The organism is Pontitalea aquivivens, from assembly GCF_046507575.1.
Classification (GTDB): Bacteria; Pseudomonadota; Alphaproteobacteria; order Rhodobacterales; family Rhodobacteraceae; genus Pontitalea; species Pontitalea aquivivens.
This window is the reverse complement of record NZ_JBKFEY010000011.1, coordinates 79,615-97,496: the sequence shown is the minus strand read 5'-3', so window position 1 is coordinate 97,496 and position 17,882 is coordinate 79,615. Positions and strand designations below refer to the sequence as shown.

Sequence of the window (17,882 nt, the reverse complement as noted above, 5' to 3'; positions counted from 1 at the left end):
GGTGCAAACGGTCCGCCTTGATCCTCAGCTTCCTCAGGAGCGGCGATGGCCAACGGTGTGAACTGCGGTCGTGCATCGCCGCCCGTCAGCCTGCCTTCGCGGTATTGGCGACGCCAGCGCACCAGCAGGGTGCGGCCAATATCATGACGCCGGGCTGTCTCGGCGACACGCCCTCTACCGCCAAAGCTTTCTTCAACGATGCGCACCTTCTCTTCATCCGTCCAGCGCCGACGGCGCCCGGTATCGGTGACAGAAAGGATCTCTACTTCAGGTCTGTATCTATGGTCGGACATAGCGCCGGACCTACGCCGTGAGCCTCAAGTCAGAAAGACGGCCCTCCCCGGAGGCTTACGGAGCTGAAGCCCCAACTCGTTGTAAATCCTGCGGGTCTTCTTGATGTTCACCTGCCAACCCTCCCGGCGCAGCAGCACATGCACCCGTCGATAGCCGTAGCGAATACGGGTCTCGCAAATCTCCTTGATCCGTCGTTCAAGGCCGGCCTGTCCGGTGCGGCGGGATTTGTAATGGTAGGTCGAGGTGTCAAACCGCAGAGCCCGGCAGGCCCGGCGGATCGACACGCCCCAATCGACCAACATCCCGTCGACCAGCTGTCGCTTCCGGACAGGCCTCAGAGCTTTCGGCGGATGACGTCCTGCAACATCTCGCGGTCGAGCGTCAGGTCGGCCACGATCTTCTTCAGCCGAGCATTCTCGTCCTCAAGCTGCTTCAGCCGCCGCATCTCGTCCGGCAGCAAGCCGCCGTATCGCTTCTTCCAGTTGAAGTAGGTCGCCTGACTGATCCCGGCCTTGCGGCAGATCTCTGCGACCGGCGTGCCTTCCTCGCCCTGCTTCAGGATGAACGCCTTCTGCGCCTCCGTGAACTTCGATGCCTTCATGCGTTTCCGCTCCTCTCCCAGCCAGGGAAACATAGCGGAAAACTCCAGCTTCAGGCGGTCCAGTTCTCAGGGGGCAGAGCAGGTTGGGCCGGACTCTAATCGACGGTGGAGGAAAAATCCCGTGGCAGGTCAACAGAACGACGACAACACGAATGGGAATCTGATCCCCGCGCGCTGCATTTGTCGAATCGGGACTTTTCGCCTCCCACACACAGCGGTTTAAGCTAGTAAATACGGGTACTATGCAGCGAGGATGTCGGCATCTAGGCTTAGGGTTCGGGGGTCGATTAGGTTTTGTTCGTCATCGCCAGAGTTGTTGAACGCATAGAGAGACGCAACTTTTTCACCGTCCCACGAATACCTGAAGTGCTCTCCTTGAATAGCTCGATCAAGGACATCGCCGTCCGTTACGCAGATGCGAATGCCGCTTGGTCGCTCGGTGGAACGGAATAGCACGCCTGACAGACCTTCCGCCATGGCGCGCTCCAATAGTGACTTTCCAAGTTTACGCCGCTCCGACTGGGAAAGTTCGACGGATACCGCCCGCAAGTCCAGAAACTGACCAGATACCTTTCGGCTCAACATTCGCATGTCTAGTCCGGTCGGAGCTTCTGCTGTGCGACTAAGAAATAGCTCTCGCTTCGCGACAGAGACCGCCAAAGCAGTCTGTTTATCTTGCGACATTTCCAGGCAGCGTACGAACCGATCGAAGAACCAACTCCCTTCCGGGTTCGAATAGGCGAACGGAGCATGGTTCCAGTTTTGAAAACGTGGAGACGCATCGTCTACGGCTACACCCCATTGCCCGAGCAGGCGCTGCTTTTCCTTGACACGCGGATTGTGAAGTTCTGCGACCGCTGCAACCTCATCGTCATGCCCACCCGCTATGCGCTGATAAAGCGGTACGGGTGGGAAACGCGAAGGTATAAGTACATAGAAGACATCGTCGATTTGCGTAACACCAAAGTCATCCGCCGCGTTGTGCATCAAGGTATTCTCTCACTTTGTAGATATCGACAACGTTTCCATCGAGCATCACGTCGAGTGCGCTTCGATTATCGAAAAAAGCGTTAGGCTTTTTTACCCATTCATCGGCCGCTTCAGGGTTGGGCAGGACTATCTGCAGAGATTTGTAAATGCCGAGCAAGTGAGAAATACGCTCAATAGTATCGTGGGGGAGATTACCCCCCGATTTCTTCCACTTGAAGAAAGTTGAGCGCCCTGGCGAGCCAAGCAGCGTAATCTGTTCATCAGTCGAGAGCTCCCAGTCTTCCGCAAGCCTAGAAAAAGCGTCCATGATGGCTGGAATCCTAAACGCTTCCGCGCCTTGTCCGGGCGCAGAGCCTATGTGTGATTGCATGAATCCTCCTGCCGTCCTCTTTTGGACTTGACTGTCAAAAAAGTCCTCATATAGACTGTCCATATGGGGACTCAATGGAAGTATTAGTCCACTCAGTTCAAAATGCAACAGAAAGGAGCAGTTCAATGGCTGGTAAGGGAAATGGTGGCGGTGGATACCGCAGTGCAAAATCTGGCCGCTACGTGACAAAGTCGTACGGGAAGTCGCATCCGCGGACGACAGTGAAGGAGGCGCCGGGGAAGAGCGGATCAACCAATGGGAGTTATCGCAGTGCTATCAGTGGCCGGTTCGTTACTGCGAAGCACGGCAAGGCGAATCCGAACACCACTGTCCGAGAGAGATAACCCATGAGTATTTCAGACGATGGTTAACAACAGCAAGTATGCATCCGCATTTCCGCCAACTCGGGCCGCGGTGAAATAAAGGAAAAAGCATGGCTAGATGCACGGCACCAGTATACGGTCACAGATCAGCGGCAGCAGCGGCCAATTGTCCCGCATGTGGAGGACGTTACGGTCGATCTAGAAGCTACGGCGGGTTCGGCGGCGGATATAGCAGTTACGCTTCAAGCGCTCCTCCTTCGCGCTCTTCAGGGAGCAGTAGTAGGGCCAGCAGTGGCGCAGGCCGTCGCACCGTGAAACCGCGGTGGTCGGGTGCTAGTTCGGCTATGTTGTATACGCCTGAGCAAGTGCTGGCGCTCACGCCGATTCGAGAAAATGTGGAGCACCTGGCAGCCTCCCGGCCTGATCTTCGAGACGTATTTCTCTGCCATGCTTGGGATGACAGGCAAGGCTCTGCCAAAGAACTGCATGACTTGCTCGAAGCCCAAGGTGTGCGCGTTTGGTTCAGTGAGAAAGATCTTGGCCTCGGTGTTCCAATGATGCGCGCAATTGATAGGGGCTTGGTAAATTCGCGCGTTGGTATCGTTTTGGTGACACCCGCGATGTTGCGACGACTACCAGCAGAAGGAGTCGCGGACAAAGAACTGTCTGCGCTCCTACGACGCGAGCGACTAGTCCCGGTTGTTCATGGAACAACCTATGAGGAGCTTGAGGCAGTTAGCCTTCTATTGGCGTCCCGGGCAGGTTTGAGTACTGCCGAAGAGTCGATGGCGGAAGTCGCGGCCAAGATCGCTGAGCTAATTACCGCTTGATCGTTTTGGAAGGTCAAAGCGAGCCCTGCATGTTGCATGTACGGTTAGGTACGTGCCACGAAACGATCCCTGATGGTGTTCGGACGGATATCGCTTAGAGTTCAGTCACTGCAGCAGTGGAGCCATTTTTCAGTTAGCCAACCTTGACCAAGCAACTCTGCTGACCGAGATTGCACCAATGGACAGGAACCCTGTCACAAATGGCCAAGTCGGGTGTCACCCGACAGTCACAACTGGAAAAGTGGTGAGCCCGACAGGATTCGAACCTGTGACCCACTGATTAAAAGTCAGTTGCTCTACCAACTGAGCTACGGGCCCATCACATGGCGCTTCCTATAAACCAGCGCCGGGCGGGTCAAGGGCAAAAGTTGCGAAAAATCGCACCACTGGAAGAATCCGTTCAGCGGACGTATATGCGCGCCATGGAACACACACGCATGCCCCCGGGCCTGCCCTTCATGAAGATGCATGGGCTTGGCAATGATTTCGTGGTGATCGACGCCCGCAGCGGCGCCGATCCGGTCACGCCTGCGCTGGCGCGCGCGCTGGGCGATCGGCATCGGGGCGTGGGCTTTGACCAGCTGGCCGTGGTTCTGCCCGCCGAAGATGCCGATTTCCGCCTGACCTTCTGGAACGCCGATGGGACCGAGGCCGGCGCCTGTGGCAATGCCACGCGCTGCGTCAGCGCCTGGATGATGGATCAATTGGGGCAGGATTCGGTGACGCTTGTCACCCGGCGCGGGCGGCTTGCCGCGCGGCGGCGGGCCGATGGGCTGACCAGCGTGAACATGGGCGCGCCGATGCTGGACTGGGCGCAGGTTCCGCTGGCACGCGATCTGGACCTGACCCATCTGCCGCTTCCGGGCGATCCGGTCGCGGTGGGCATGGGCAACCCGCATTGCGTTTTTTTCGTCCCTGACGCCGAGACCGTCGATGTCGCGGGCTGGGGTGCGAAGGTGGAACATGACCCCCTGTTTCCGCAGGCCACGAATGTGGAATTCGCCAGCGTGACCGGCCCCGACCGGCTGCGGATGCGGGTCTGGGAACGCGGCACGGGCATCACGCTGGCCTGCGGCTCAGGCACTTGTGCCACGGCGGTGGCGGCGCATCTGCGCGGTCTGACCGGGCGGCGGGTGATCGTCGATGTCGATGGCGGCACGCTGGAAATCGACTGGCGCGCGGATGGGGTCTGGATGACCGGCCCGGTCGCGCATGTTTTTGACGGGGTGCTGACCCCCTTGTTCCTGGCACACCTGTGAGACCCCCGGTTTTCGCCACGCTCGGCTGTCGCCTGAACGCCTATGAAACCGAGGCAATGAAAGAACTTGCCGCCGCCGCGGGCCTGGAGGGCGCCGTGGTCGTGAACACCTGCGCCGTGACCGCCGAGGCGGTGCGCAAGGCCAAGCAGGAAATCCGCCGCCTGTCGCGCGAAAACCCGCAAGCCGCGATCATCGTCACCGGCTGTGCCGCCCAGACCGAGCCCGAGACCTTTGCCGCCATGCCCGAGGTCGCCCGGGTCGTGGGCAACCACGAAAAGATGCAGGCCGAAACCTGGCGGGGCATCGCAGCGCCCGATCTGATCGGCCAGACCGAAAAGGTGCAGGTCGATGACATCATGTCGGTGCGCGAAACCGCCGGCCATCTGATTGACGGCTTTGGCCGTCATCGTGCCTATGTGCAGGTCCAGAACGGTTGCGATCACCGCTGCACCTTCTGCATCATCCCCTATGGCCGGGGTAATTCCAGATCTGTCCCCGCCGGGGTGGTGGTGGACCAGATCAAGCGCCTGCGTGATCGCGGTTTCAACGAGGTGGTGCTGACCGGGGTCGATCTGACCTCGTGGGGGGCCGATCTGCCGGGCCAGCCGCGGCTGGGCGATCTGGTGATGCGAATCCTGCGGCTGGTGCCCGACCTGCCACGGCTGCGGATTTCCTCGATCGATTCGATCGAGGCGGATGAGAACCTGATGCTGGCGATCGCGACCGAGCCGCGCCTGATGCCGCATCTGCACCTGAGCCTTCAGGCCGGTGACGACATGATCCTGAAGCGGATGAAGCGCCGCCACCTGCGCGATGATGCGATCCGGTTCTGCGAAGAGGCACGCCGCCTGCGCCCCGGCATCGTCTTTGGCGCCGACATCATCGCGGGCTTCCCGACCGAGACCGAGACGATGTTCGAAAACTCGCTGCGGCTGGTCGAAGACTGCGGGCTGACCTTCCTGCATGTCTTTCCCTTCAGCCCGCGCAAGGGCACGCCCGCCGCGCGGATGCCGCAGGTGTCGGGCGCCGCGGTCAAGGAACGTGCGGCGCGGCTGCGCGCGGCGGGCGAAGCCGCGCTGGCGCGCCATCTGGCCGCCGAGGTCGGGCAGGATCGCGTGATCCTGACCGAAGGCCCGCGCCTGGGCCGGACCGAGTTCTTCACCGAGGTCGCCTTTGACCGCGACATGCCCGAAGGCACGATCGTGACCGCGCGCATCACCGGGCAGGATGGTGCGCGGCTTCTGGCATGAAGCCGGGGGTTTCACACCCCCGGACCCCCGTGGGATATTTGTACAAAGTCGAAGGCAGGGGTTCCGTTTTGCGTCCATACGGTTAGCTTGGCGCCATGCTGCGGATCAACGACACCATCACGATTGCCGAATGGGAGCTGAGTGAGAGCTTTACCCGGTCACAGGGGCCGGGCGGGCAGAACGTGAACAAGGTTGAAACAGCGGTTGAGCTGCGGTTTGAGGCGGAACGATCGCCGCATCTGGCCCCGGCGGCGAAGGCCCGGCTGAAACGGCTGGCCGGCCGGCGCTGGACCCAGGATGGCGCCATCGTGATCCGCGCCGAGGAAACACGCAGCCAGGCGCGCAACCGGGAACTTGCACGCGAACGACTGGCCGAGATGATCCGCGCGGCGCTTGTCGCGCCAAAACGGCGGGTGGCCACCAAACCCACGCTGGGCAGCCAGCGACGACGGCTGAAAGCCAAGGCGGTGCGCGGCGAGGTGAAGGTGCTGCGTGGAAAGGTGGATGGCGATGATTGATCCTGCGACATCAGAAAGCCGGCCCGGCGATCCGCCAACAGGCGTGCTGTCCCCCACCGGGGGCTTGTGATGCGCGGTTTTGGAAATTTTCTGGCAGGTCTGCTTGGCCGTCGCCCGCCGCATCTTCAGGTGGCGGCGATCTGCATGCGCAAACGCAAAGGCCTGCGTGAGGTTCTTTTGATTTCCTCGCTGGGTACCGGGCGCTGGATCGTTCCCAAGGGCTGGCCGATGCGCGGACGCAGCCTTGCGGGTGCCGCGTTACAGGAAGCCTGGGAAGAGGCGGGCATCCGAGGCCGTGTCGGGGCCGCGCCGATCGGCAGCTACGTCTATGAAAAGATGCAGGAAGGCGGTCTGGCCCTGCGCATCGAAGTGCTTGCCTTCCCGGTCGAGATCGAGACCCAGGCCGAACACTATCCCGAGGCCGGGCGGCGCGAACGGATGTGGCTGCCCGCCGTACAAGCCGCCGAGAAGGTCGCCGAACCGGGCCTGCGCAATATCCTGCGTGATCTTGCATCCGATTCGGAGGTTGTCGCACAGCCGGAAAGCCGTTAACCCGCCTTCCGAAGGTGACAGACCCATGACGGAAACATGACATGCCCAAGCCACCCGTGAACCAGTGGAAGACGCTCGACAAGGACCTTGGCCGGATCGGGCGGCTGGAAGAGGCGACGCAGTTCGTTTCCCGCGGGTTGGTCGCACCGGGGATCGCCCTGGCCTTCATCGTGCTGGCCGGTATCGCGGCCGCGGTACTGATGGGGGCACAGCCCGGCAATCTGATCGTGATCGCCGCGGCGGTGATCGGGGCCTATATGGCGCTGAACATCGGGGCGAATGACGTTGCCAACAACATGGGTCCGGCGGTGGGGGCCAATGCGCTGACGCTGGGCGGGGCGCTTTTGATCGCGGCGGTGTTTGAAACCGCGGGCGCGCTGATTGCCGGGGGCGACGTGGTCAAGACTGTGTCTTCGGGCATTCTTGCCCCAGATGCGGTGTCGGACGGGGCACATTTCATCTGGGCAATGATGTCGGCCCTGCTGGCAGCGGCTCTTTGGCTGAATCTGGCGACGGCGTTGGGCGCGCCGGTTTCGACCACCCATTCCATCGTGGGCGGGGTCGTCGGCGCAGGCATTGCGGCGGCGGGTTTTGGCGCGGTGAACTGGCCCGCCATCGGCACCATCGCGGCCAGCTGGGTGATTTCGCCGGTTCTGGGCGGCATCATTGCCGCGGCCTTTCTGGCGCTGATCAAATCCCGCATCATCTATGTGGAGGATAAACTGGCGGCCGCGCGCTGCTGGGTGCCGATCCTGATCGGGATCATGGCCGGGGCGTTTGCCGCCTATCTGGCGATCAAAGGCTTGAAGCGGATCGCGGACATAAGCCTTGGTGGCGCGGTGCTGATCGGCTTTGCCACGGGGCTGGCCGCCTGGGCCGCATCGCGCCCGCTGATCCGGCGGCAGTCCGCAGGGCAGGAAAACCGCAAGAAGACGCTGAAGAAGCTGTTTTCCCTGCCGCTTGTGGTTTCGGCGGCGCTTTTGTCATTCGCACATGGCGCCAATGACGTGGCCAATGCCGTTGGGCCGCTGGCGGCCATCGTACATGCGGTACAGGATGGCGGCGTCGGTGGGCAGGTTGGCATCCCGCTTTGGGTGATGGTTGTGGGCGCGCTGGGCATTTCCTTCGGGCTTGTGCTGTTCGGGCCCAAGCTGATCCGGCTGGTCGGATCGGAAATTACCAAGCTCAACCCGATGCGCGCCTATTGCGTGGCGCTTTCCGCGGCGGTGACGGTGATCGTTGCGTCCTGGCTGGGGCTGCCGGTTTCCTCGACCCATATCGCGGTTGGTGCGATCTTTGGTGTCGGGTTCTTCCGCGAATGGCATGCCGAACGGCGCGCGCGCGCATTGGGGCTCAGCAAGGGCAAGCCGATCCCGCCCGAGGAACGATCGCGCCGCAAGCTGGTGCGCCGGTCGCATTTCGTGACGGTGGCCGCTGCCTGGGTGATTACCGTTCCCGCCTCTGCCGGGCTTTCGGCGCTGCTTTACATCATCTTGCAGGGAATCGCGGGCTGATTGGTCAGACCTGAACCGGGATGGCCTTTTGCGGCCCGATCCCGAACACCCGCTTGTAGCGCGCAATTTCATCTGCCGGGCCGGTGGCCTTTTCGGGATTATCCGACAGCTTGACCGTCGGCCTGCCATTGGCCGCGACCGCCTTGCACACCAGGCTGAAGGGCGCCAGCCCGTCGCCCTTGACCAGGCCACGGAAATCATTGGTCAGAAGCGTTCCCCAGCCGTAGGAATCCTTGACCCGGCCCGCGAAGCGCCGGTGCAGTTCGATGATCTTGTCGACATCCAGCCCGTCGGAAAAGATCACCAGCTTCTTCGCCGGATCCTCGCCGCGCGATTGCCACCAACGGATCGCGGTTTCCGCCCCTTCGACCGGATCGCCGCTGTCGATGCGCACGCCGGTCCACCCCGCCAGCCAATCGGGGGCATGTTGCAGAAACTGTTCCGTACCGTAGGTGTCGGGCAGGATCACGCGCAGGTTGCCGTCATGTTCCTCATGCCAATCGGCAAGCACCTTGTAGGGGGCATCGCGCAGTTGATCCTCGGTATCGGCAAGGGCGGCATAGACCATGGGCAATTCATGGGCATTGGTGCCAATCGCCTCGATATCACGGCGCATGGCGATCAGGCAGTTCGAAGTGCCGATGAACGCCCCCCCGCGCGCGGCATCGCCAAGACCCTCGATCATGGCCTGCACGCACCAATCCTGCCACAGGAAGGAATGGCGCCGCCGCGTGCCGAAATCGGCGATCTTCAGCCCGTCATGCGGGCGCAGCACCTCGATCTTTTCCCACAGCCGCGTCATCGCGCGGGCATAAAGCACCTGAAGTTCGAATTTGCCCATGTCCTTCAGAACGGCGCGGCCGCGCAATTCCATCAGAATCGCCAGCGCGGGAATTTCCCACAGCATGACCTCGGGCCAGTTGCCCTCAAAGGTCAGTTCATACTGGCCGTCCTTCTTTTCAAGATGATAGGGCGGCAGGCGCAGGGACTCGAACCATTCCATGAAGTCGGGGCGGAACATCTGGCGCTTGCCGTAGAAGGTATTGCCACGCAGCCAGGTGCTTTCGCCGCGCGTCAGGCGCAGGCCGCGCACATGGTCCAGCTGTTCGCGCAGCTCGCCTTCGTCGATAAGATCGGCCAACCGGATCGATTTGGTGCGGTTGATCAGGCTGAAGGTGACCTGCGTGTCGGGCCTGTTGCGAAAGACCGACTGGCACATCAGAAGCTTGTAGAAGTCTGTGTCGATCAGCGACCGGACGATCGGGTCGATCTTCCATTTGTGGTCATGGACCCGGGTTGCGATATCGACCATTCACGCCTCCAGGATCACGCCGGCATCCAGCATCGCCGCCCGTGCATCGGCCAGCGACCCGTTCAGATCGATCGCCCGGCAGGCGCTTTCAATCACCCGCGCGCGAAAGCCCAGCCGCGCCGCATCAATCGCCGACCAGGCCACGCAGAAATCCAGCGCAAGACCCACGAAGGTCAGATCGCGCACCCCGCGCGACCGCAGGTAGCCTTCCAGGCCGGTCGCGGTGCTATGGTCGTTTTCGAAGAAAGCCGAATAGCTGTCGATCCCGCTGCGAAACCCCTTGCGCAGGATCAGATCCGCGGGGTCGGTCAGCAGGCCGGGGTGGAACGCCGCCCCCGCAGTGCCCTGAACACAATGCGTCGGCCACAGAACCTGGGGGCCATAGGGCATGTCGACCACCGAAAAAGGCGCCGCCCCCGGATGGTTGCCCGCGAACGAGCCGTGATCGGCCGGGTGCCAATCCTGCGTCAGCACCTTCACGGCAAAGTCGCCCATCAGATCATTCACGGGCCCGATGATCTCATTCCCGCCCGCCACGGCCAACGCGCCGCCGGGGCAGAAATCATTCTGAACGTCGATCACAATCAGGGCTTCGCTTGCGTCACGCATGGTGGCCTCCTGCCGCGGGTCAGCCCATGGGTAGGGTCTGGGGCGCGCCGCGTCAACGTGAAGCCTTGCAGCGCAGGGGGGCAAGGCGTAGGGAACCGCCATGTTCATCGTCGCCGCACTGTATCACTTCACCCGCTTTTCCGACCCCGCCGCGCTGCGCAGGCCGCTGCTGGCGCTGGCCGAACGCGACGGCGTGCGCGGATCGCTTCTGCTTGCACCCGAGGGGATCAACGGCACCATTGCCGGGCCGCGTGCGGGCATCGATGCGGTGATCGCCCATATCCGCGCCCTGCCCGGCTGTAGCGGGCTGGAATGGAAGGAGAGCACCGCCGCGGAAATGCCCTTTGGCCGGATGAAGGTCCGCCTGAAACGCGAAATCGTGACGATGGGCCAGCCCACGGTCGACCCCCGCGCCGCAGTGGGCCATTATGTGCAGCCGCAGGACTGGAATGCCCTGATCACCGCCCCCGATGTGGTGGTGATCGACACCCGCAACGATTATGAGATCGCCATCGGCACCTTCGAAGGCGCAATCGACCCTGGCACGCGGTCGTTCCGCGACTTCCCGCGCTGGTGGCAGGAAAACGCCCACCGCTTTCACAACAAACGGGTGGCGATGTTCTGCACCGGCGGCATCCGCTGCGAGAAATCCACCAACTACCTGCTAAGTCAGGGGGTTGAGGATGTGTTTCACCTGAAGGGCGGTATCCTGAAATATCTGGAAGACATCCCCGAGGCAGAAAGCCTGTGGCGGGGCGATTGCTTTGTATTTGATGGTCGCGTCAGCCTGCGCCACGGGTTGAAACAGGGCGATTACGACAGCTGCCACGCCTGCCGCCGCCCGGTTTCGTCCGCGGACAAGGCCCATTCCAGCTTTGAACAGGGCGTTTCCTGCCCACATTGCATCGGGGAATATTCCGATGCCGACCGCGCCCGTTTCCGCGAACGCGAAAGCCAGATGCGCCTTGCCGCCCGGCGCGGCGAACGGCACCTGGGCCGGGGTCAGTCCTGTGCGCAGGACGCGGACTGAACCAGATCGGAACAGGCCCGCGTCACCGTTTCCCCTTGCACCGGAAAGTCCAGACGCGGAAGGTCAAACCCGATGCCCCCGGCAAAGACCGGAACGGCGGTTGCAACGGCAAGGACAAGGCCGGAAATGATGCGCTTCATCGGTTATCTCCTGTCTGAACGATTCTGTTTGGTTACGACTTCTGAACCGATCAGTTTAGATTTTCAAGGTAAACATGAACCGATCAGTTCATTTTTGCCGGTTGCATATCTGCGCCACCACATTACATTAGAACCGTTCTAAACGGAGTCCCGCGATGATCCCCGGATTTGCCCAGCGCCGCCGCTTCTCGGACCTCAGCGAACAAGAGGTGCTGGCGCTTGCCATTTCCTCGGAAGAGGATGACGCCCGCATCTACCGCCAATATGCCGAACGCCTGCGCGCCGATTATCCGGCCACGGCGCGGATCTTTGAGGCCATGGCCGCCGAAGAGGACGAACACCGCCGCCGTCTGATCGACCGCCACCGCGACCGCTTTGGCGAGATGATCCCGCTGATCCGGCGCGAACATGTCGCAGGCTTTTACGCCCGCAAGCCCGTCTGGCTGGCCGAGAACATGCCCCTTGACACCATCCGCGCCGAGGCCGAGGCAATGGAACGTGAGGCGGGGCAGTTCTACACCCGCGCAGCGCAGCGCACCTCGGACGCAGCAACACGAAAGCTGCTGGGCGATCTGGCCGCTGCGGAACAGGGCCACCAGACGCGCGCACAGGAACTGGGCGAAACCCACCTGACCGGGGATGCGAAATCCGAAGAGGACCGCGCCGCCCACCGCCAGTTCGTGCTGACCTGGGTGCAACCCGGTCTGGCGGGGCTGATGGATGGTTCGGTCTCGACGCTGGCGCCGATCTTTGCCACCGCCTTTGCCACGCAGGACACCTGGACCACCTTCCTGGTGGGGACCGCTGCCTCGGTCGGGGCAGGCATATCCATGGGCTTTACCGAGGCCGCATCGGATGATGGCGAACTGTCCGGGCGCGGCAGCCCATGGAAACGCGGATTTGCCTCGGGCATCATGACGGCGCTGGGGGGCATGGGCCACGCCCTGCCCTATCTGATCCCCGATTTCTGGACCGCCACCACCATCGCGATCATCGTCGTCTTCGTCGAGCTTTGGGCAATCGCCTGGATTCAGAACCGCTTCATGGAAACGCCCTTCCTGCGGGCGGCGATGCAGGTGGTGCTGGGGGGGGCGCTGGTCTTTGCCGCGGGCGCGCTGATCGGCGGGGGCTGACGGACCGGACAAAGAATTTTCCAAGCGGCGCTGGCAAGGCAAAAGGCCGCATGCTAGCCATTGGCCATGCTGGCGATCTTCATCAAGACCCTTCCCTTTTTCGCGGTGATCGGCCTGGGCTGGTTTGCCGGGCGCATCCGCATGTTCCCGGCCCCGGCAACGGCGGCGCTGACGAAGTTCGTCTTTTACTTCGCGCTGTCGGCGATGCTGTTCAATTTCAGCGCGCAGCTGTCGCTGGATCAACTGTTCGACCCGGCCTTTGCGCTGGCCTATCTGTGCGGCTCGGTCCTGGTCTGGGCCCTGGGCATGGGCGCGGCCCTGGCACGGCGCCTGCCCGCCGCCGAAGCGGCGATGGAGGCGCATACCGCGATGACCGGCAATACCGGCTTCCTTGGTGTACCGATGCTGGTGATGCTGCTGGGGCCGGCCGCGGCGGGGCCTGTTCTTATGGTTCTGGCCATCGACCTGATTGTATTTTCCAGCCTGTTCACCCTGATCGTGACCAAGGCCCGGCACGGCAGGGTTTCATGGTCGCTGTTCGGGGCGCTGGGGCTGGGCCTGCTGAAAAACCCGATGATCGTATCCATGGCGGCAGGGCTTGCCTGGGCCGCGCTGAGGCTGCCGATGCCGCAGCCCTTGGGCGAGTTCATGACCCTGCTGGGGGCTGCGGCAACGCCGGTGGCGCTGTTCGCCATCGGCGCATCGCTGGCCGAGCGATCCGCGGAACGTGTGCGCCCCGCGCTTTGGCTGTCGTTTGCCAAGCTGGTGTTGCACCCCGTGGCCGTCGCGGTGATGGCGCTTTGGGTGTTTCACGTCGAAATCTATGCCGCCGGCGTGATGATCGCCGCCGCGGCCCTTCCCGTGGCCGGCAATGTCTATATTCTTGCCAGCCACTATGGGGTCGCACCGCAGCGGGTTTCGGCCTCGATCCTGATTTCCACGGCTGTCAGCATCCTTACGGTGCCAGCCGTCATCGCCTGGGTCACAAGCCTGTAGGAGAGGACAGATGCGCACGATATCGGAAAATCGCTGTTTCGGGGGCGTTCAGGGCGTCTATGCCCACCCCTCACAGGCCACCGGAACCGAGATGACCTTTGGTCTGTTCCTGCCCGAAGAGGCCGACCGCGGCCCGGTTCCGGTGCTGTGGTATCTGTCGGGGCTGACCTGCACGCATGAAAACGCCATGGTCAAGGCGGGCGCGCAGAAATGGGCCGCCGAACACGGGTTGGCACTGGTCTTTCCTGACACCTCGCCGCGCGGCGAAGGCGTCGCCAATGACGAATCCTATGATCTGGGCCAAGGCGCCGGCTTTTACGTCAACGCCACCCAGGCCCCTTGGGCACCGCATTTCCGCATGTGGGATTATGTGGCCGAGGAACTGCCCCGCATCGTCACCGCCGCCTTCCCGCTGGATGAGGACCGTCAGTCAATCACCGGCCATTCGATGGGCGGGCATGGCGCGCTGACGCTGGCGATGCGCCTGCCGGGGCGGTTCCGGTCGGTTTCCGCCTTCGCGCCGATCGCGCAGCCAACACAGTCGGACTGGGGGCGCAAACAGCTTTCGGCCTATCTTGGCCACGACGAAAGCCTTTGGATGAACCACGATTCCAGCCATCTGATGACGGAATACGGATTTGACGGCGATGTGCTGGTCGATCAGGGCGCGCAGGATCAGTTTCTGGCCCTTCTGCGCCCCGAGGCGCTGGCCGCCGCAATGGCCACCCGCCGCCAGCCCGGCGCCTTCCGGATGCAGCGCGGCTATGACCACAGCTATTTCTTCGTGGCCAGCTTCATCCCCGATCACATCGCCTTCCATGCCGAGGCGCTTTGGCGGTGATCTATCTGGATGCCGATGCCTGCCCCGTGAAGGATGAGGCCGAGCGCGTGGCGACACGGCTGGGGGTTGAGCTTCTGATCGTGTCGAACGGCGGGCTGCGGCCCTCGGCCAACCCGCTGGTCAAGATGGTCTATGTCCCCGAAGGCCCGGATGAGGCCGACAAGTGGATCGCCGAACGCGCCGGGCGCGGCGATGTTGTGGTGACCGGCGATATTCCCCTGGCGGCGAAATGCGTGGCGGCGGGCGCGCGTGTCCTGAAACATGATGGCGAGGCACTGACCCCCGCCAATATCGGCAACGTGCTGGCCACCCGCGACCTGATGGCCGACCTGCGCAGCGCCGATCCGTTCCGTCAGGGTGGCGGCAAGGGGTTCACCAAGGCCGACCGGTCGCGGTTTCTGGATGCGCTGGACCGCACCGCGCGCGCCGCAATGAGGGACTGTGATGGTTGAGGCGGTGGTTTTCGACATTGGCAACGTCCTGATCGAATGGCAGCCGGAACGCTTCTATGACACGATCATGCCGCGCGCCGACCGCCAGGCGATGTTCGCCGAGGTCGACCTGCACGGCATGAACGACGTGATCGACGCCGGGGGCCCATTTCGCGAAACCATCTACGCCTGGGCAGACCGCTACCCGCGCTGGCGCGATCATATCCGGCGCTGGTACGACGACTGGATTCAGATGGCGCAGCCCGTGATCCCGCGGTCGCTGCACCTGATGCGGGCATTGCAGGCCAAGGGGGTGCCAGTCTTCGCGCTGACCAACTTCGGTATCGGCAGCTTCGACCATGCCAGCGGGTTTTATCCTTTCCTTCGCGCCTTCGACAGGGCCTATGTGTCGGGTCATCTGGGTGTGATCAAGCCCGACCCGCGCATCTATGAACGGGTTGAGTCCGATTGCGGCCTGCCCCCCGGCGCGTTGCTGTTCACCGACGACCGGGCCGACAATATTGCCGCCGCCGCCGCGCGTGGCTGGCAGACGCATCTGTTCACCGGGCCCGAAGGCTGGGCCGCGCGGCTGGTGGCCGCAGGCCTTCTGACCACCGAGGAAGCGATATGAGCATCGAAGTGATCGGCCCCGAGGCCGAGACCCACCTGGACTGGCTGACCCTGACCGAGGCGCTGGAAGCCGGCCACCGCCTGCCCCGCGCCGAGGTGGCCGATACCTTCCTGTATCGCGGCCCCGATACCTTGCTGACACGGTCCGCCTGGATCGACGGTCTGGGCCTTGCGGTGAAGGCCGCCACGATCTTTCCGGGCAACCCCGACCAGGGGCGCGGCATGGTCAACGGCGCGATGAACCTGCTGAACGACCACACCGGCGTGCTGGAAGCGATCGTCGATTTCCACCTGGTGACGAAATGGAAGACGGCGGGCGACAGCCTTCTTGCGGCGCGCAAACTTGCCCGCCCCGACGCGCGGCGCATCCTGATCGTGGGGGCGGGCACGGTTGCGCGATCCATGATCGCGGCTTATTCCGCCGCCTTTCCCGGCGCCGCCTTCACCATCTGGAACCGCACCGCCCAGGCCGCCGCGCGGCTGGCAGATGCCACCGGCGCCTGCGCGACCACCGACCTGGAGGCCGCGGTGCGGCAGGCCGAGATCATCGCCACCACGACGATGTCATCCGAACCCGTAATCCAGGGGGCGTGGCTGGCACCCGGCACGCATCTGGATCTGATCGGCGCCTATCGGCCCGACATGCGCGAAGTGGACGACACCGCGTTGAAACGGGCCCGGCTGTTTTGTGATTCGCGCACCACGACGATCCATCATATCGGCGAATTCCGCGACCCGATCGCGCGCGGCATCATCCGCGATACCGACATCATCGGCGATTACTACGATCTTGCGGCGGGGACGTTCCGGCGCGAAACCGGACAGGACATCACCCTGTGCAAGAATGGTGGCGGTGCGCATCTGGACCTGATGACCGCACAATACATCCTGCAGGCCTGGCGCCTGCGGTGAGACCGGCGCCGGGCCCTCTGTCCTGCCCGGGTCATCGGGCAGGACAGATCAGCTTTCGCGGAACGCGCGGACGAAAAAACCGGTGAACGGGCTTAGCAGGTAGGACAGCGGCGCGCGTGCCCCGGTCTGGATGAACACATCGACCGGCATCCCCGGCACCAGGGCAAGATCACCAAGGCGTGTCAGCGCGCCGGGGACAGGAATGATCTCGGCCCGGTAGAACGGCATACGCGTGCCCTCATCCATCAGCGCATCCGCAGAAATGCGTGCGACATGCCCAGACAGTTCCGGTGCGCTGTGCCCGGCGACGGCGGACAGGCGCAGGATGGCCTGCTGCCCGATGTGCAACTCATCAATATGCACGGTCGGGATCTGCGCGGCGATGACCATGGGCCGGTCCTGCGGGATCAGGAACAGAAGCGGTTCAGCCGCGCGAATGACCGCGCCCGGCGTCGTAACGGCCATGGCATGCACCACCCCACCGACGGGGGCGCGAAGGTCCAGTGCCGCGATGCGCGCCTGCAAAAGCCGTCGTCGTTCGGCCAGTTCCAGTTCCCGGTCGCTGTCTTCGCGCAGCGCCGCCTCGGCTTCTTCGCGGCGGGCCGCGACAAGACGCAGCCGTTCCAGTTCGATTTCCGCCAACCGCCCCTCGGCCTGCGCGCGCAGCGCGGAAAGCTCACCCAGACGCCCGGCCAGCGCGGCGGCTTCGCGCTCCAGCGCCAGGACGCGGCCTGTTTGCGCAAGCCCCTTGGCAAGCAGTCCGCGCTGGCCCTGCAGTTCCCGGGCGATCAGATGGTTCTGCCTTCCCAACGCGGCAATCTGGGCATTGATCCCGCCAATCTGGCTGCGGGTCTGGTCCAGACGCAGCCCAAGCTGGTCAAGCGATCGCGCAAGCGTGTCGGCGCGGGCCGTGAACAGCCGCGCCTGCCCGTCCATCAGGGTGGCCACATCGGGCCGTTGACCCGCTATACGCTGCAATTCCAAGGGAAAGATCGGGGCCGCGGTCGCAGATCGTTCTGCCTCAAGACGGCCGCGACGGGCCAACAGTTCAAAATACTGCCCTTCAATGATCGCAAGCTCCGATCGCAGTATATCGCCGTTCAGCCGGATCAGCGGCTGACCGGCTCGGACGGGATCGCCATCGCGCACGAATATGCTGTCCACGACACCGCCGTCCGGGTGCTGCACAACCTGGCGCTTCTGATCCACTTCGACCTGACCTGCCGCGACCACCGCCCCGGAAATGCGTGCCAGTCCCGACCAGAGCCCAAAGCCGCCCAGCAGAACGCCGATCATGACAAGGCCCAGCAGCACGGGCCCGCGGGTTGACAAACCGGTCACCATCAC

20 protein-coding genes, 1 tRNA gene and 1 pseudogene are annotated in these 17,882 nt (G+C 63.2%); 13 read left to right on the top strand and 9 right to left on the bottom strand.

What is annotated here, in order from left to right; genetic code table 11:
- The 4 genes and pseudogenes from ACK8OU_RS12855 to ACK8OU_RS12840 all read right to left on the bottom strand — a co-directional run.
- A partial coding sequence (locus ACK8OU_RS12855) for a transposase (RefSeq protein WP_410303814.1) occupies positions 1-293 on the bottom strand: 293 nt, incomplete at its 3' end.
- A 36-nt stretch (positions 294-329) separates the two neighbouring features.
- A pseudogene (locus ACK8OU_RS12850) lies at positions 330-895 on the bottom strand (transposase); the annotation flags it as partial.
- A gap of 240 nt (positions 896-1,135) precedes the next feature.
- A complete protein-coding gene (locus tag ACK8OU_RS12845) occupies positions 1,136-1,882 on the bottom strand; it encodes an RES family NAD+ phosphorylase (RefSeq protein ID WP_410303813.1) in 747 nt (248 codons plus the stop codon).
- Entirely contained in the window at positions 1,863-2,255 is a 393-nt protein-coding gene (locus ACK8OU_RS12840; protein ID WP_043868172.1) for an antitoxin Xre/MbcA/ParS toxin-binding domain-containing protein, read from the bottom strand. The genes ACK8OU_RS12845 and ACK8OU_RS12840 overlap by 20 nt, the downstream gene beginning before the upstream one ends.
- A 688-nt stretch (positions 2,256-2,943) precedes the next feature.
- On the opposite strand from ACK8OU_RS12840, the gene ACK8OU_RS12835 reads away from it, so the two are divergent.
- Complete coding sequence (locus tag ACK8OU_RS12835; protein ID WP_410303812.1) at positions 2,944-3,408, top strand: toll/interleukin-1 receptor domain-containing protein; 465 nt, start codon at positions 2,944-2,946, stop codon at positions 3,406-3,408.
- A 242-nt stretch (positions 3,409-3,650) separates the two neighbouring features.
- Here ACK8OU_RS12835 and ACK8OU_RS12830 read toward each other — a convergent pair.
- Positions 3,651-3,726, bottom strand: a tRNA-Lys gene (locus tag ACK8OU_RS12830).
- Between the two features lie 104 nt (positions 3,727-3,830).
- Here ACK8OU_RS12830 and dapF point away from each other — a divergent pair.
- The 5 genes from dapF (at position 3,831) to ACK8OU_RS12805 (ending at position 8,501) form a co-directional block, all read left to right on the top strand.
- Positions 3,831-4,667 (top strand): diaminopimelate epimerase, encoded by an 837-nt coding sequence (gene dapF, locus ACK8OU_RS12825; RefSeq protein ID WP_410303811.1) that lies wholly within the window; start codon positions 3,831-3,833, stop codon positions 4,665-4,667.
- On the top strand, positions 4,664-5,917 hold the full coding sequence (gene mtaB, locus ACK8OU_RS12820; RefSeq protein WP_410303810.1) for a tRNA (N(6)-L-threonylcarbamoyladenosine(37)-C(2))-methylthiotransferase MtaB: 1,254 nt from the start codon (positions 4,664-4,666) through the stop codon (positions 5,915-5,917). The genes dapF and mtaB overlap by 4 nt, the downstream gene beginning before the upstream one ends.
- A 95-nt stretch (positions 5,918-6,012) precedes the next feature.
- Positions 6,013-6,435, top strand: a complete 423-nt coding sequence (gene arfB, locus ACK8OU_RS12815) for an alternative ribosome rescue aminoacyl-tRNA hydrolase ArfB (protein WP_410303809.1) — start codon at positions 6,013-6,015, stop codon at positions 6,433-6,435.
- Positions 6,436-6,504: 69 nt separating this feature from the next.
- A complete protein-coding gene (locus ACK8OU_RS12810; protein WP_410303808.1) occupies positions 6,505-6,987 on the top strand; it encodes an NUDIX hydrolase in 483 nt (160 codons plus the stop codon).
- A 41-nt stretch (positions 6,988-7,028) separates the two neighbouring features.
- Positions 7,029-8,501 (top strand): inorganic phosphate transporter, encoded by a 1,473-nt coding sequence (locus ACK8OU_RS12805; RefSeq protein WP_410303807.1) that lies wholly within the window; start codon positions 7,029-7,031, stop codon positions 8,499-8,501.
- A 4-nt stretch (positions 8,502-8,505) separates the two neighbouring features.
- Here the strand turns inward: ACK8OU_RS12805 and pncB are convergent, their stop codons facing one another.
- Both pncB and pncA read right to left on the bottom strand, forming a co-directional pair.
- The gene (gene pncB / locus ACK8OU_RS12800; protein WP_410303806.1) at positions 8,506-9,813 is read right to left on the bottom strand and encodes a nicotinate phosphoribosyltransferase; all 1,308 of its coding nucleotides are present in this window, start codon (positions 9,811-9,813) and stop codon (positions 8,506-8,508) included.
- On the bottom strand, positions 9,814-10,422 hold the full coding sequence (gene pncA / locus ACK8OU_RS12795) for a bifunctional nicotinamidase/pyrazinamidase (RefSeq protein WP_410303805.1): 609 nt from the start codon (positions 10,420-10,422) through the stop codon (positions 9,814-9,816).
- Between the two features lie 100 nt (positions 10,423-10,522).
- Between pncA and trhO the strand changes: the two genes are divergently transcribed.
- Entirely contained in the window at positions 10,523-11,452 is a 930-nt protein-coding gene (trhO, locus tag ACK8OU_RS12790) for an oxygen-dependent tRNA uridine(34) hydroxylase TrhO (RefSeq protein ID WP_410303804.1), read from the top strand.
- Here trhO and ACK8OU_RS12785 read toward each other — a convergent pair.
- The gene (locus ACK8OU_RS12785; protein WP_410303803.1) at positions 11,425-11,592 is read right to left on the bottom strand and encodes a hypothetical protein; all 168 of its coding nucleotides are present in this window, start codon (positions 11,590-11,592) and stop codon (positions 11,425-11,427) included. The two genes, trhO and ACK8OU_RS12785, sit on opposite strands and share 28 nt — an antisense overlap.
- Positions 11,593-11,747: 155 nt before the next feature.
- Here ACK8OU_RS12785 and mbfA point away from each other — a divergent pair, with 155 nt between their 5' ends.
- The 6 genes from mbfA to ACK8OU_RS12755 all read left to right on the top strand — a co-directional run bounded on the left by mbfA (position 11,748) and on the right by ACK8OU_RS12755 (position 16,535).
- Positions 11,748-12,725, top strand: coding sequence for an iron exporter MbfA (gene mbfA, locus ACK8OU_RS12780; protein ID WP_410303802.1), 978 nt, complete (start codon positions 11,748-11,750; stop codon positions 12,723-12,725).
- A gap of 66 nt (positions 12,726-12,791) precedes the next feature.
- Positions 12,792-13,721, top strand: coding sequence for an AEC family transporter (locus ACK8OU_RS12775; protein ID WP_410303801.1), 930 nt, complete (start codon positions 12,792-12,794; stop codon positions 13,719-13,721).
- Positions 13,722-13,731: 10 nt separating this feature from the next.
- On the top strand, positions 13,732-14,562 hold the full coding sequence (gene fghA, locus ACK8OU_RS12770) for an S-formylglutathione hydrolase (protein ID WP_410303800.1): 831 nt from the start codon (positions 13,732-13,734) through the stop codon (positions 14,560-14,562).
- Entirely contained in the window at positions 14,553-15,014 is a 462-nt protein-coding gene (locus ACK8OU_RS12765; protein WP_410303799.1) for a YaiI/YqxD family protein, read from the top strand. Before fghA ends, ACK8OU_RS12765 begins: the two co-directional genes overlap by 10 nt.
- Positions 15,004-15,624 (top strand): HAD family hydrolase, encoded by a 621-nt coding sequence (locus ACK8OU_RS12760; RefSeq protein ID WP_410303798.1) that lies wholly within the window; start codon positions 15,004-15,006, stop codon positions 15,622-15,624. Before ACK8OU_RS12765 ends, ACK8OU_RS12760 begins: the two co-directional genes overlap by 11 nt.
- Positions 15,621-16,535, top strand: a complete 915-nt coding sequence (locus ACK8OU_RS12755) for an ornithine cyclodeaminase family protein (protein WP_410303797.1) — start codon at positions 15,621-15,623, stop codon at positions 16,533-16,535. Before ACK8OU_RS12760 ends, ACK8OU_RS12755 begins: the two co-directional genes overlap by 4 nt.
- Positions 16,536-16,583: 48 nt before the next feature.
- On the opposite strand, the gene ACK8OU_RS12750 is transcribed toward ACK8OU_RS12755, so the two are convergent.
- Positions 16,584-17,879, bottom strand: coding sequence for an HlyD family type I secretion periplasmic adaptor subunit (locus ACK8OU_RS12750; RefSeq protein ID WP_410303796.1), 1,296 nt, complete (start codon positions 17,877-17,879; stop codon positions 16,584-16,586).
- Positions 17,880-17,882: the final 3 nt, after the last annotated feature.

Bases quoted from the DNA above. Each gene is read 5' to 3' on its own strand.
- ACK8OU_RS12845 (WP_410303813.1), bottom strand. From the start codon at position 1,882: ATGCACAACGCGGCGGATGACTTTGGTGTTACGCAAATCGACGATGTC.
- ACK8OU_RS12840 (WP_043868172.1), bottom strand. From the start codon at position 2,255: ATGCAATCACACATAGGCTCTGCGCCCGGACAAGGCGCGGAAGCGTTT.
- dapF (WP_410303811.1), top strand. From the start codon at position 3,831: ATGGAACACACACGCATGCCCCCGGGCCTGCCCTTCATGAAGATGCAT.
- arfB (WP_410303809.1), top strand. From the start codon at position 6,013: ATGCTGCGGATCAACGACACCATCACGATTGCCGAATGGGAGCTGAGT.
- ACK8OU_RS12810 (WP_410303808.1), top strand. From the start codon at position 6,505: ATGCGCGGTTTTGGAAATTTTCTGGCAGGTCTGCTTGGCCGTCGCCCG.
- ACK8OU_RS12805 (WP_410303807.1), top strand. From the start codon at position 7,029: ATGCCCAAGCCACCCGTGAACCAGTGGAAGACGCTCGACAAGGACCTT.
- pncB (WP_410303806.1), bottom strand. From the start codon at position 9,813: ATGGTCGATATCGCAACCCGGGTCCATGACCACAAATGGAAGATCGAC.
- pncA (WP_410303805.1), bottom strand. From the start codon at position 10,422: ATGCGTGACGCAAGCGAAGCCCTGATTGTGATCGACGTTCAGAATGAT.
- trhO (WP_410303804.1), top strand. From the start codon at position 10,523: ATGTTCATCGTCGCCGCACTGTATCACTTCACCCGCTTTTCCGACCCC.
- ACK8OU_RS12785 (WP_410303803.1), bottom strand. From the start codon at position 11,592: ATGAAGCGCATCATTTCCGGCCTTGTCCTTGCCGTTGCAACCGCCGTT.
- mbfA (WP_410303802.1), top strand. From the start codon at position 11,748: ATGATCCCCGGATTTGCCCAGCGCCGCCGCTTCTCGGACCTCAGCGAA.
- ACK8OU_RS12775 (WP_410303801.1), top strand. From the start codon at position 12,792: ATGCTGGCGATCTTCATCAAGACCCTTCCCTTTTTCGCGGTGATCGGC.
- fghA (WP_410303800.1), top strand. From the start codon at position 13,732: ATGCGCACGATATCGGAAAATCGCTGTTTCGGGGGCGTTCAGGGCGTC.
- ACK8OU_RS12755 (WP_410303797.1), top strand. From the start codon at position 15,621: ATGAGCATCGAAGTGATCGGCCCCGAGGCCGAGACCCACCTGGACTGG.
- ACK8OU_RS12750 (WP_410303796.1), bottom strand. From the start codon at position 17,879: ATGGTGACCGGTTTGTCAACCCGCGGGCCCGTGCTGCTGGGCCTTGTC.